The following is a 12643-nucleotide window of genomic DNA, read 5'->3' on the forward strand; positions in this document are numbered from 1 at the left end:
GCACCGCCCCCGTACCTCGACAGAAAGAGCAGTATGCCCCGCTTCAGCGTCATCGTTCCGTCCCATGGTGTCGCGGGCCGGCTGTCCCGGGCGCTGGACTCGGTCCTCACCCAGTCCTTCGGTGACGTCGAGCTGATCCCGGTGTGCGACGGCCCCGGCTGCCCCGCGGCGGACGTCGTGGCCCGGTACGCGGGGCGGGACCGGCGGGTGGTGCCGGTGCACGCGCCCCCGTCGGAGGGCATGGCGGGGGCACGCAACGCGGGGCTGCGCTCCGCCACCGGTGACTGGGTGCTATTCCTGGACGGCGACGACGAGCTGGCGCCGGACGCGCTGGCGGCCCTGGCCGGGCGGCTGCGGGAGACCGGCGAGGCGGACGTCGTGTACTGCGGGCACGAGCGGGTCCCCTGGTGGACGGGCGACCCGGCCGAACCGGCCGCGCCGCTGCTGGCCCGCGCCCCCGACGGGGCGTTCCCGCCCGAGCGGGCCCCGTGGCTGACCGGGGTGGGGCTGCCCGCCTGGAGCGCGGCCTACCGCCGGGCCTTCCTCGCCGAGCACGAACTCGCTTTCCCCGCCGGTCACTTCACGGACGTCGGCTTCGGCGGACTGGCCGCGCTGGTGGCCGAGCGGATGGCGGTACTGCGCCGGGTCGTCGTACGGCATCGGGTGCGGCGGCAGGGCAGCCGGTCGAACCGGCCGGGCCCGCACCACGCCGAGCTGCTGGACCAGGTGGAGCTGGTGCTGACCCGGGCCGCCGAACAGGGCCTGCCGGCGCGCCGCCACGCGCCGCTGTTCGGGGAGTTGTTCGCGGCCGTGCTGAAGACGGCCGCCCATCCGCGGCGGCTGCCGCACGGGCGGCGCGCGTTCTTCCGCCGGGCCGGAGTGCTGTACCGGCGGCACCGCCCGGCCGGGTTCCGGGTGCCGGGCGGCAGCCTGGGCGTGCAGCACCGGCTGCTGGCGGGCGGCGCGTACGGCGCGTTCCGGGCACTGCGCGCGGCCAACCGGGCGGTGGGCGGTGCCCTCGCGCGGGTGCCGCGCCCGCACGGGCTGCGCACCCGGCTGCGCTACCGGCTCCAGCTGCGCCGCCCCCTGGACCGGAACCTCGTGGTGTACTGCGCGTACTGGGGCCGGGGCTACGTCTGCAACCCGGCCGCGATCCACGCCAAGGCCCGCGAACTCGCCCCGCACCTGCGCTCGGTGTTCCTGGTCGAGGCGGAGCAGGCGGCCACGCTGCCCGACGGCGTGGAGTACGCGGTGATCGGCACCCGTCGCTACTGGGACGTGCTGGCCCGCGCCGCGTACCTCGTCAACAACGCCAACTTCGCGGACGCCGTCGTCAAACGCCCGGGCAGCGTGCACCTGTCCACCCAGCACGGCACCCCGCTGAAGAAGATGGGCGCCGACCAGGCCATGTACCCGGTGGTGGCCGCCGCGACGGGGAGCTTCGCCCGGCTGCTGGCCCGCGTGGACCGCTGGGACTACAACCTGACCTCCAACCGGCACTCCACCGAGATGTGGGAGAGCGCGTACCCCGCCGCCCACGAGACGCTGGAGTACGGCTATCCGCGCAACGACGTCTACTACACGGCGACCGCCGAGGACGTCGCCCGCATCCGGCGTGAACTCGGCGTCCCGGACGGGAAGAAGGCCCTGCTCTACGCGCCGACGCACCGCGACCACGCGTCCGGTTTCGAGCCGGGCCTTGATCTCGGGGCGCTGTGCGAGGAGATCGGCGACGAGTACGTCGTGCTGCTGCGCGCCCACTACTTCTACGACCGGGGCGACCGGCGCGCGTCCGGCCGGATCATCGACGTCACCGGGCATCTGTCCTCGGAGGAGGTGTGCCTGGCGGCGGACGCGCTGATCACCGACTACTCGTCCATCATGTTCGACTACGCCAACCTGGACCGGCCGATCGTCGTGTACGCCGACGACTGGGACGTCTACCGGGAGGTCCGGGGCGTCTACTTCGACCTGATGCGGGACCCGCCGGGCCGGGTGGCGCGCACCCCCGGCGAGCTGGCGGCGCTGCTGCGGGACGGCTCGTACGCCGACGAGGAGGCCCGGGCGCTGCGGGCCGCGTTCCGGGAGCGCTTCTGCCAGTTCGACGACGGGCGGGCCGCCGAGCGCGTGGTGCGCCGGGTGCTGCTGGGCGAGCCGCCCGAGGCGCTGCCCCCGGTGGTCCCGTTGGCCGAGCGCGTCCCCGCCCCCTCCCCCGCCGCGACGACCCTCACCAGGAGCTGACGTGCCCCGCTTCAGTGTCATCGTGCCCGTCTTCAAGGTGCAGGGCTTCCTGCGGGAGTGCCTGGACTCGGTGCTCGGGCAGTCGTACGCCGATCTGGAGGTGATCGCGGTCGACGACCGCTCCCCCGACGGCTGCCCCGCCATCCTGGACGGCTACGCCGAGCGCGACCCCCGGGTGCGGGTGCTGCACCTGCCGGAGAACGTGGGCCTGGGCCGGGCCCGCAACGCGGGTCTGGCGGAGGCGAGCGGCGACTACGTGCTGTTCCTGGACAGCGACGACCGCTACACGCCGGGTCTGCTGGAGGCGGTCGACGCCCGGCTGACGGCGGCCGACGAGCCGGACATCCTGGTCTTCGACCATGTGCGCACCCACTGGTGGGGCCGCGGGGGCCGCAGCGAGGCCGCCGGCCTGCTGGCTGCGGCCGGGACGGACGTCGTGAACGTCCGGGAGAGCCCCGAGTACCTGCACCTGTTCCTGGTCGCGTGGAACAAGGCGTACCGCCGGGACTTCTTCGTGGGGCACGGGCTGCGGTACGCGCCGGGCCTGTACGAGGACGCCCCGGTCACCTATCGCTCGATGGTGCTGGCCGAGCGGATCGTGTGCCTGGAGCGGATCGGCGTCGAGTACCGGCAGCGCCGCCAGGGCGCGATCACGAGGACGCCGGGGCGGCGCCACTTCGACATCTTCCCCCAGTACGAGGGCCTGTTCGCCTTCCTGGCGGAGCGGCCGGACCTGGCGTGGGCGCGGCCCGCGCTGTTCGAGCGCGCGCTGGACCACATGCTGTTCGTGCTGGCCCGCGAGGACCGGGTGCGCCCGGCGGACCGGCCGGCCTTCTATCGCGAGATCCGCGCCTTCCACGCCCGGTACCTCCCCGAGGGCTTCGTCCCGCCGGAGGGGCGGCGCGGCACCGAGATGCGGCTGCTGGCGTCGGCGCCCTACGCCTCGTACGCGGCGGTCCGCGGGCTGCGCGAGCTGCGGCGGGTGGCCGGGGGCGGTGGCCGGAAGGTGGCGGGGGCCGTGTCGGAGCGGGCGCAGCGCGCCTGGTACGGGGCCTGTTCACGGCGTCCGCTGGACCCGGATCTCGCCGTCTACTCGGCGTTCTCGCACCGGGGCGTGCTGGGCGACCCGGCGGCGATCCACGCCAAGGCGCGGGAGCTCGCCCCGCGGCTGCGGGGCGTGTGGGTGGTCCGGGAGGACGCGGTGGCGGACCTGCCGCCCGGTACGGACTACGTGACGCCCGGTTCGCGGCGCTTCCACGAGGTCATGGCGCGGGCCACGTACTGGGTGAACAACGTCAACTGGCCGGGCACGCTCGCCAAGCGGCCCGGCAGTGTGCACATCCAGACCCACCGGGGCACCCCGCTGAAGTACATGGGAGCCGACCTGCTGACCAAGCCGGGCGCCCGGCACGGCTTCGACGTGCCGAAGATGCTGTGGCGGGCGGACCGCTGGGACTACAGCCTGGTGGCGAGCCGGCACGCGGAGCTGGCCTGGGAGCGGGCCTACCCGTGTCACTACACCTCGCTGCGGACGGGCAGCCCGCGCAACGACGTGCTGGTCACGGCGGGACCGGAGGCGACCGAGGCGGCCCGGGCGCGGCTCGGCGTGCCGCCCGGGAACACCGTGGTGCTGTACGCGCCGACCCGCCGGGACTACCGCAAGGGCGGGCACGTCGACCGGATCGACCTGGCGCGGTTCGCCCGCGACCTCGGGGAGGGCCGCACGCTGGTGGTCCGGCTGCACCCCTCGCTCGCGCAGGGCGTCGCGCGCGGGCTGGGCCTGGCCGACCTGCACCGCCGGGGCGTGCTGGTCGACGCGACGGACGTGCCGCGGGCCGAGGACGTGCTGCTCGCGGCGGACGTGATGGTCACGGACTACTCGTCCCTGATGTTCGACTACGCCCTGCTGGACCGGCCGCTCGTGGTCCACGCGGACGACTGGGGGGCGTTCACGGCGAGCCGGGGCTCCTACGTCGACCTCACGGCCGAGGCGCCGGGCCATGTGACGCGCTCGTACGGGGAGTTGGCGGAGCTGTTCGCGTCCGGGGCGTGGCGGGACGGGGAGTCGGCGCGGTCGCGGCGGCGGTTCCGGGAGCGGTTCTGCGAGTTCGACGACGGGCTGGCCGCCGAGCGGGTCGTGCGGACGCTGATGCTGGGCGAGCCGCTGGCGGGGCGGGCGGCGGAGACGGGCCGGGTGCCGGGTCCGGCGGGCCCCCGGTCGCTCCTTGACGCGCGCTGACCGGCATCCGCAGCACGGGACTCACCCGCAGAGGTGAAGATCGCCAGAGCCGTTGACCCGAGCGGGGAGACTCGGCAGATGCCTGGAACCCCCACACCCTCCCCGACCCGACCCGCGGGCACCCTCGCGCGGAGGGCCGTGCGCGGCGCGAGCGCGCTGCGCGGCGGTCGCGGCCCGCGCCCGACGCCGTACCAGGCCGTCGGGTTCGTGTTCTGCCTGGTGATGCTGCTGGCGTACTGGGCGGTGCCGTTGTGCTGCGACGCGGGGCAGCACGCGGCGGTCGTGGAGCGGCTGCGGGCGGACCTCTTCCATCCGCGCCATCCGATGGCGGACCTGCCGGGCGCGGGCAGCCCCTACTACTCCCCGTACGCGGTCGCGGAGGCGGTGTTCGCGCTGGCGACCGGGCTGGGCGGCTGGGAGGTGGTGCGGCTGGCCGGGGTGCTGAACCTGCTGGTCCTGCTGACCGGCATCGGCCGGCTGACGCGGGTGCTGACGCCGCGGCCGTGGGCGCCGGTGCTGGCGCTGGGCGCGATGACGCTGCTGTGGGGCACCGAGCGGGCCTGGTGGAGCGGCTATCTGAACCTGATGTCGATGACGGGGAACCTCGGCTACCCGTCGGCGTTCGCCATCGGGCTCACCTTCTGGGCCTGGGCGCTGACCGGGGCGCGGGCCCGCGGCGGGCGGGCGGTCCGGTACGTCGGCCCGAGCGGCCTGCCGGGCTGGGCCGGGTACGCCGGGCTGGGGGCGCTCTACGGGCTGATCCTGCTGGTCCATCCGATCACGGCGGTGGCGGCGGCCCTGGGCGCGGGGGCGTTCGTCGTGGGATGGCAGCGGCCGTGGGGCGCCGCCGCCGTGGCGCGCTGGGGTCTGACGGCGGCCGTGGCGGTGCTCGTCGCCGGGGCCTGGCCGTACTACGACGTGTTCGCGCTGGCCGGGGACGGCAGCGTGGACGCGATGCACCGGCAGCTGTACGAGCACCTGGGCGGGCAGTTCTGGCTGGCGCTGCTGGGCCTGCCCGCGCTGTGGCTGCGCGGGCGCCGCTCGTCCTGGCGGGACCCGCTGGTGCTGCTGTTCGCCCTGGACTGCCTGCTGGTGGCGTACGGCTGGGTCACCGGCCGCTACACGTACGGCAGGATCCTCGGGCTCACCCTGGTGCCGCTGCAGTTCGCGCTGGCGGTGGAGCTGGCGGCGCCCCGGCCGTGGGGCGCGGCGCGCCGGGCGCTGGGTCTGGCCGCGGCGGCCGGGGCGTGCGCCGGGTTCCTCACCGTGCAGGGCGGGGCGGTGGTCCCCACGGCCCTGGACCCGCTGGGCCTGGAGCAGCCGTCGCGGTGGCCGTCGTACGCGTGGGTGGCGCGGCATGTGGCGAAGGGCGAGGTGGTCGTCTCCGACGGGCACTACGCCCCGCGCTCCCTGCCCGGCTACGGGCTGAACCTCGCCGCGCCGGTGTGGCCCGACCCCGCGCTGGACGAGCGGGAGCGGGAGCGCCGGCTCGCCGACGTCCGGGCGTACCTCTCCCCCGCCTCCACCCGCGCCACGCGGACGGCCGTGGCCCGCCGGTACCACGCGCGCTGGCTGCTGCTGACGCGCTGGAAGAAGGTGCCGGAGGAGGCGGTCGTGGTGGCGTGGAGCCGGGAGACGGGGGAGGTCCTGGCGCGGATCGGCTGACGGGCCGGGGACTACTCGACGACGAGGTCGACGTCGATGTTGCCGCGGGTGGCGTTGGAGTAGGGGCAGACCTGGTGGGCCTGCTCGACCAGCTTGCGGCCGGTCGGCTCGTCGATGGCGTCGGGCAGCTCGACGCGCAGGGTGACCTTGAGGGCGAAGCCCTCGCCCTGCTTGCCGATGCCGACCTCGGCGGTGACGGCGGCCTCGGAGACGTCCACCTTGGCCTGGCGGCCGACGACGCCGAGCGCGCTGCCGAAGCAGGCGGCGTATCCGGCGGCGAACAGCTGCTCGGGGTTGGTGCCCTCGCCGTTGCCGCCCAGTTCCACCGGCGGGGCCAGCTTGACGTCGATCCGGCCGTCGTTGGTGACGGCGCGGCCGTCGCGGCCGTGGGTGGCGGTGGCGACTGCGGTGTAGAGCGCGTCCATGGAGAACCATCCCTCTCGTAGGTCGTGACGGACGCCGGGGCGTCCGTGACTGTGCGGTCCGCCCCGTTCCGTCCCGGGGCCGCCGTACGACCACAAGTAGAGCACGCAATTCAATTGTGTGCAACTGAATGGCGCACAGGGGAGCTACCCTGGAGGCATGACGACCACGCCCACGGCCGACTGGCTCCGCCTCGACCAGCAGATCTGCTTCTCCCTGAACGCGGCCTCGCGCGCCTTCGGCGGCCTCTACCGCGTGGTCCTGAAGGATCTGGGCCTCACCTATCCCCAGTACCTGGTGATGCTGGTGCTGTGGGAGCAGGGCGAACTGCCCGTGAAGCGGCTCGGCGAGCAGCTGCGCCTGGACTCCGGCACCCTGTCGCCGCTGCTCAAGCGGCTGGAGGCGGCCGGCCTCGTGCGCCGGGAGCGCAGCACCCGCGACGAGCGCTCGGTGGAGGTGCGGCTGACGGAGGAGGGCGACGCCCTGCGCGAGCGGGCGCTCGAGGTGCCGCGCCGGATCTCGGCGGCCACCGGGTTCGACGTGGACGAGATCCGGGAGCTGCGCGAGCGGCTCGACCGGCTCACCTCCGCGCTGGACACGGCCGCACAGGAGGCGTAGAGCCCGGCCATCCAGTGCAGCATTCGTACTATTAGCTGACATTCATGACGGATATACGGCGTATCTCCACCCGCACGCCTTTTGTCCGTCCTACGATCCGCGGTGACGCTCACTGAACCGGCCCGCGGTCGTCCTCGTCTTCCGCCACGGGCCGCACCTCCCGCCCCAGGGATCCGCCGCACCATCCCTCCGACCCGGACCGTGGCCCCATGCACCCACCACCCCCGCCCACCACGCCCGACCGGCAGGTCGCCGTGGTCGTCATCGGCTACGACGACGCCGCCCATGTGACGACCGCCGTCCGGTCGGCGCTGGATCAGGGCCCCGTCGTGCGGGAGGTGATCGCCGTCGACGACTGCTCCACCGACGACAGCGCGGCCCGGCTGGCCGGCCTCGCCGCCGGCGAGCCGCGCCTGCGGGTGGTGCGGCGGCGGGTCAACAGCGGCGGATGCGGCAGCCCCCGCAACACGGGCCTGGACCGGGTGACCGCGCCGTACGTCATGTTCCTGGACAGCGACGACGTCCTCCCGCCGGGCGCCGCCGGGACCCTGTGCGCGGCGGCGGACGAGGCCGGCGCCCAGGTGGCGGGCGGCCTCTGCGTCCGGCGGGAGCTGCCCGGGGGGCGCGAGGTGCCCTGGGAGCCGTCCCTGTACGCCGCGCACGCCGTGTTCGAGCGCCCCGCGCAGCGCCCCCGGCTGGTCCACGACACCCTCTGCGTGAACAAGCTCTACCGCACCGACTTCCTGCGCGCGCACGGCATCCGCTTCCCCGAGGGCCGTTTCCCCTACGAGGACTTCGTGTTCACCGCGCGCGTCCTCGCCGCCCGCCCGCGGATCGCCGTCGTCCCCGACCGGGTCTACGTCTGGCACGTGCGCCGCGCGGCGGGGCGGCTGTCGATCTCCCTGGACCGCGCGGACGTCGCCAACTGGCGGGCCCGCGTCGAGGCGAGCCGGCTCGCCCACGAGATCCTGCTGGGCTCCGGGCAGAAGGAGCTGGCCCGGGCCGCCCGCGCCAAGTTCCTCGACCACGAGCTGCGGATGTACGCCCGCGAACTGGGGCTGCGCGACGCGGCCTACCGGCGCGACTGGTGGGCGCACACCCGGGCGTACCTCGCCGAGTACGACGCCTCGGACTGGGCGCACAACCCGACCGCGCCCGGCCGCCTGATCGGGCGGATCGTGCTGGCCTCGCCCGAGCCGGCCGACCTGCCCCGGCTGCGCGACCTGGCCTCCCGCCCCGCCCGCCTGCTCCCGCCCTATGCCCGGGCCGCGGACGGCACCCCGGTCTGGTCGCCAGGGCTCCCCCAGGTCACCCTGGAACCCCTGCTGACCCGGCCCGTCCACGTCCTCCCGCTCGCCGTCGACGCGGACCTGCGCCCCGGCACGCGGACCGCCGTCCTGCGGCTGCGCCTGCACGAGCTGTACGGGCGGGTGGCGCGCGCCGGACCCGAGGCGCTGGAGGTGGAGTGGCGGTGCCGGGAGACGGGACGCGCGGCGGGGCCGCCCACACCGGTACGCCCGGAGCCGGACGGGGAGAACTGGCGGGCCGCATGCCCGGTGCGCTGGGCCGCGTTCGGCGCCGGCACCTGGGACCTGCGGCTGCGCCTGCGCTTCCGGGAGGGCGCCGGGCGCGAGGTCACCGCGCACGCCGTCACGGGCACCGGCGGGCTGCGTCGCCGCGCGGTCCTGGGCGCCGGGCACACCGTGGTCCTCGTCCAGCCGTACACCACCCACTCCGGGGCGCTCGCCGTACGCGTCGCGCCGGGTCTGCGGGGAGTCCTGTCCGTCGTCCGCGGCAGACTCCGCCGCCTGCTTCACTGACAGCGACACCGACCTGCACGAGCACTGGCCACTGATGAGGGGACGGCCGCACATGACCTGGCTGATCACCGGCGGCGCCGGTTACATCGGAGCACACGTGGTACGGGCGATGACCCAGGCGGGCGAGCGTGCCGTGGTGTACGACGACCTGTCCACCGGCATCGCCGACCGGGTGCCCGACGGCGTCCCGCTGGTCGTCGGCTCCACCCTGGACCGCGACCGGGTCGCCCGCGCCCTCGCCGCCCACCGGATCACCGGCGTGGTCCACCTCGCGGCGAAGAAGCAGGTCGGCGAGTCCGTCGACCTGCCGCTGCTGTACTACCGGGAGAACGTGGAGGGCCTGCGCGTCCTCCTGGAGGCGGTGACGGCCACCTCCCATGTGCGCTCCTTCGTGTTCTCCTCCTCGGCGGCCGTCTACGGCACCCCGGACGTCGACCTGGTGACCGAGGAGACGCCGTGCGCGCCGATCTCGCCGTACGGCGAGACCAAGCTCGCCGGCGAGTGGCTGGTCCGGGCGACGGGCCGGGCCACGGGCCTGTCCACGGCGTCGCTGCGCTACTTCAACGTGGCGGGCGCCGCCGCCCCGGAGCTCGCCGACACCGGTGTCCTCAACGTCGTCCCGATGGTCTTCGAGAGGCTGACGCAGGGCGCGGCGCCACGCGTCTTCGGTGACGACTACCCGACGCCGGACGGCACCTGCGTCCGCGACTACATCCATGTGGCCGACCTCGCCGAGGCCCATGTCGCCGCGGCCCGCGCCCTGCAGTCCTCGCCGGGCCACTCCCTGACCCTCAACATCGGGCGGGGCGAGGGCGTGTCGGTGCGCGAGATGATCGACGTCATCAACGCCGTCACCGGTTACGACCGCCCGCCGACGGTGACCCCGCGCCGCCCCGGCGACCCGGCCCGGGTGGTCGCCTCCGCCGACCGCGCCGCCACCGAGCTGGGCTGGAAGGCGAAGTACGACGTCCGGGACATGATCACGTCGGCCTGGGTGGGCTGGGTGCGCAGCCACCCGGAGGCCGCCCGGGACTGAGCGCGCGGGAACCCCTGGCGCCCGGGGCCGGGCGCGGTCAGAGGGCCTTGAGGGCCGCCGCGGTGGCGCGGGACAGGGCGTCGAGGTGGCCCTTGGGCAGCTTCGGGCTGCGGATGACGACCGAACGCCAGTACAGGGGCCCGGAGATCAGGTCGAGGGCCAGCTCCCCGTCGAGGCCGGAGCGGACCTCCCCGCGCTGCTCGGCGGCCCGCACGATCGTGCTGGCGACGCTCGCCTGGCCGTCGCGCAGCGCCTTCTGCACGGCCTCGGCGATCTCCGGGCTGCGGGCGGCCTCGGCCTGCAGGTCGGGGAGGATCTGCGAGGCCAGCGGGTGCCGCAGGGCCCGCGCGGTCACCTCGTAGAGCAGCCGCAGATCGCCCTCCAGGGTGCCGGTGTCCGGGACCGGCAGGCCCAGCACCGCGACCGCGGACACCACGTCGAGCACCAGGTGCAGCTTGGAGCGCCAGCGCCGGTACACGGCCGTCTTGCCGACGCCCGCGCGGCGCGCGATGCCCTCGATCGACATGCGCGCGTAGCCGACGGCCGCGAGTTCCTCGAAGACGGCCGCCCGGATCGCCTCGGTCACGTCCTCCCGGAGCACGGCCGCCCCGGCGGGGGACCGGCGGCGCGGCGGCGTCGAGGACTGGTCGGCGTCGGTGCTCATGCGGACCAGCATAGGGCGTCACGACGGAACGGTTGCGTTCCGTCGTCCGATCGCCTTACGCTCCCGTTGCGACGAAACGGCCCCGTCCCGACGTGACGGGGGACGCGACCCGCCCAGTGACCTCCAGTGAAAGCAGCGGATGTGACCCAAGCCCTGCACACACCGCCCCGGACGGCCGAGGCGCCGCCCGGGACCGACCTCGCGGCCCTGGCCGCCCGGCACGGGCTGTCGGTCAGCGGCGCCCGCCCGACGCTGCCGCAGTACGTCCGCCAGTTGTGGGCGCGGCGGCACTTCATCACGGCGTTCTCCACCGCCAAGCTCACCGCCCAGTACAGCCAGGCGAAGCTGGGCCAGGTCTGGCAGGTGCTGACGCCCCTGCTGAACGCGGCCGTGTACTACCTCATCTTCGGCAAGCTGATGGGCACCAGCCGGGGCGTGCCGGACTTCGTCCCGTTCCTGGTCACCGGCGTGTTCGTGTGGACGTTCACACAGAGCTCGATCATGGCGGGCACCCGCGCGATCTCCGGGAACCTGGGCCTGGTGCGCGCCCTGCACTTCCCCCGGGCCGCGCTGCCGATCTCGTTCTGCCTCCAGCAGCTCCAGCAGCTGCTGTTCTCGATGGCGGCGCTGGTCGTGATCCTGCTGTGCTTCGGCGTCCCGGTCGCCGCGTCCTGGCTGCTGGCGCTCCCCGCGCTGGTGCTCCAGTTCGCCTTCAACGCGGGCGTCTCCCTGGTCGTGGCCCGGATGGGCGCCAGGACGCCGGACATCGCGCAGCTGATGCCGTTCGTGCTGCGGACGTGGATGTACGCGTCCGGGGTGATGTTCAGCATCAGCCACATCATGAGCAAGCACACGGACGCGCCCTCCTGGCTGACCTCGGTCCTGCAGGCCAACCCGGCCGCCGTGTACATCGACCTGATGCGCTTCGCCCTGATCGACAGCTTCCAGGGGAGCCAGCTCCCGCCGCACGTCTGGGCGCTCGCGGCCGGCTGGGCGCTGCTCGCCGGCGCCGGCGGCTTCATCTACTTCTGGAAGGCTGAGGAGACGTACGGCCGTGGCTGAGCACACCGAGAAGGTCCCCACCGTCGTCGCGGACGGCGTCGACATCGTCTACCGCGTCAACGGCACGGGCGCGGGCCGGGGTTCGGCCACCGCCGCGCTCAACCGCATCCTGCGCCGCGGCAAGGCCGAGAAGGCGGCCGGCGTACGCACGGTGCACGCCGTGCGGAACGTGTCCTTCGTGGCGTACCGGGGCGAGGCCATCGGTCTCATCGGCACCAACGGCTCGGGCAAGTCGACGCTGCTCAAGGCGGTCGCCGGGCTGCTGCCCGTGGAGAACGGCAGGATCTTCACCGACGGCCAGCCCTCCCTCCTCGGCGTGAACGCGGCCCTGATGAACGACCTGACCGGGGAACGCAACGTCCACCTCGGCGGGCTCGCGATGGGCATGTCCCGCGAGCAGGTCAAGGAGCGCTACCAGGAGATCGTCGACTTCTCCGGCATCAACGAGAAGGGCGACTTCATCACGCTGCCCATGCGGACCTACTCCTCGGGCATGGCGGCCCGGCTGCGGTTCTCCATCGCCGCCGCCAAGGACCACGACGTGCTGCTGATCGACGAGGCGCTGGCCACCGGCGACCGCTCCTTCCAGAAGCGCTCCGAGGCCCGCATCCGCGAACTGCGCAAGCGCGCCGGCACGGTGTTCCTGGTCAGCCACAACAACAAGTCGATCCGCGACACCTGCGAGCGCGTGCTGTGGCTGGAGCGGGGCGAGCTGCGCATGGACGGGCCGACCGACGAGGTCCTGAAGGAGTACGAGGCGTTCACCGGCGACAAGGCCGCCAAGCCGAAGCCGAAGCCCCGGACGGCGGCTCCCGTTCCCTCGTGAGGCGCAGTCCGGCGTCGTCCAGGCTCACCCTTTCATCCTATAAGTGCCA

General features: G+C 74.2%; 10 protein-coding genes. 8 read left to right on the plus strand and 2 right to left on the minus strand.

Annotation, left to right across the window (positions count from 1 at the left end; genetic code table 11):
* Positions 1-33: 33 nt before the first annotated feature.
* The 3 genes from F8R89_RS14100 (at position 34) to F8R89_RS14110 (ending at position 6145) form a co-directional block, all read left to right on the plus strand.
* Positions 34-2241 carry a bifunctional glycosyltransferase family 2 protein/CDP-glycerol:glycerophosphate glycerophosphotransferase gene (locus tag F8R89_RS14100; protein WP_151784304.1) on the plus strand — a complete coding sequence of 736 codons (2208 nt, stop codon included), beginning with the start codon at positions 34-36 and terminating at the stop codon, positions 2239-2241.
* Position 2242: 1 nt separating this feature from the next.
* A complete protein-coding gene (locus F8R89_RS14105) occupies positions 2243-4480 on the plus strand; it encodes a bifunctional glycosyltransferase family 2 protein/CDP-glycerol:glycerophosphate glycerophosphotransferase (RefSeq protein ID WP_151784305.1) in 2238 nt (745 codons plus the stop codon).
* A gap of 78 nt (positions 4481-4558) precedes the next feature.
* A complete protein-coding gene (locus tag F8R89_RS14110; protein ID WP_151784306.1) occupies positions 4559-6145 on the plus strand; it encodes a hypothetical protein in 1587 nt (528 codons plus the stop codon).
* An 11-nt stretch (positions 6146-6156) separates the two neighbouring features.
* Here F8R89_RS14110 and F8R89_RS14115 read toward each other — a convergent pair whose 3' ends face one another.
* Positions 6157-6570, minus strand: coding sequence for an organic hydroperoxide resistance protein (locus F8R89_RS14115; protein ID WP_151784307.1), 414 nt, complete (start codon positions 6568-6570; stop codon positions 6157-6159).
* A gap of 157 nt (positions 6571-6727) precedes the next feature.
* Here F8R89_RS14115 and F8R89_RS14120 point away from each other — a divergent pair, with 157 nt between their 5' ends.
* The 3 genes from F8R89_RS14120 to galE all read left to right on the plus strand — a co-directional run bounded on the left by F8R89_RS14120 (position 6728) and on the right by galE (position 10042).
* Complete coding sequence (locus tag F8R89_RS14120; RefSeq protein ID WP_151784308.1) at positions 6728-7186, plus strand: MarR family winged helix-turn-helix transcriptional regulator; 459 nt, start codon at positions 6728-6730, stop codon at positions 7184-7186.
* 209 nt (positions 7187-7395) lie between these two features.
* Positions 7396-9006: a glycosyltransferase family A protein gene (locus F8R89_RS14125; protein WP_151784309.1), complete on the plus strand. Its 1611-nt coding sequence runs from the start codon at positions 7396-7398 to the stop codon at positions 9004-9006.
* Positions 9007-9058: 52 nt separating this feature from the next.
* Positions 9059-10042 (plus strand): UDP-glucose 4-epimerase GalE, encoded by a 984-nt coding sequence (gene galE / locus F8R89_RS14130; protein ID WP_151784310.1) that lies wholly within the window; start codon positions 9059-9061, stop codon positions 10040-10042.
* 37 nt (positions 10043-10079) lie between these two features.
* Here galE and F8R89_RS14135 read toward each other — a convergent pair whose 3' ends face one another.
* Positions 10080-10718, minus strand: coding sequence for a TetR/AcrR family transcriptional regulator (locus F8R89_RS14135; RefSeq protein ID WP_151784311.1), 639 nt, complete (start codon positions 10716-10718; stop codon positions 10080-10082).
* Positions 10719-10847: 129 nt separating this feature from the next.
* On the opposite strand from F8R89_RS14135, the gene F8R89_RS14140 reads away from it, so the two are divergent.
* Together F8R89_RS14140 and F8R89_RS14145 are read left to right on the plus strand one after the other, a co-directional pair.
* Entirely contained in the window at positions 10848-11768 is a 921-nt protein-coding gene (locus tag F8R89_RS14140; protein ID WP_151784312.1) for an ABC transporter permease, read from the plus strand.
* Positions 11761-12594 (plus strand): ABC transporter ATP-binding protein, encoded by an 834-nt coding sequence (locus F8R89_RS14145; RefSeq protein ID WP_151784313.1) that lies wholly within the window; start codon positions 11761-11763, stop codon positions 12592-12594. Before F8R89_RS14140 ends, F8R89_RS14145 begins: the two co-directional genes overlap by 8 nt.
* Positions 12595-12643 lie beyond the last annotated feature (49 nt).

It is taken from the genome of Streptomyces sp. SS1-1 (assembly GCF_008973465.1).
Lineage (GTDB): Bacteria > Actinomycetota > Actinomycetes > Streptomycetales > Streptomycetaceae > Streptomyces.

What these genes read in the sequence shown, in the direction of transcription:
- F8R89_RS14100 (WP_151784304.1), top strand. Translation starts at nt 34, where the DNA reads ATGCCCCGCTTCAGCGTCATCGTTCCGTCCCATGGTGTCGCGGGCCGG.
- F8R89_RS14110 (WP_151784306.1), top strand. Translation starts at nt 4,559, where the DNA reads ATGCCTGGAACCCCCACACCCTCCCCGACCCGACCCGCGGGCACCCTC.
- F8R89_RS14120 (WP_151784308.1), top strand. Translation starts at nt 6,728, where the DNA reads ATGACGACCACGCCCACGGCCGACTGGCTCCGCCTCGACCAGCAGATC.
- F8R89_RS14125 (WP_151784309.1), top strand. Translation starts at nt 7,396, where the DNA reads ATGCACCCACCACCCCCGCCCACCACGCCCGACCGGCAGGTCGCCGTG.
- F8R89_RS14135 (WP_151784311.1), bottom strand. Translation starts at nt 10,718, where the DNA reads ATGCTGGTCCGCATGAGCACCGACGCCGACCAGTCCTCGACGCCGCCG.
- F8R89_RS14115 (WP_151784307.1), bottom strand. Translation starts at nt 6,570, where the DNA reads ATGGACGCGCTCTACACCGCAGTCGCCACCGCCACCCACGGCCGCGAC.
- galE (WP_151784310.1), top strand. Translation starts at nt 9,059, where the DNA reads ATGACCTGGCTGATCACCGGCGGCGCCGGTTACATCGGAGCACACGTG.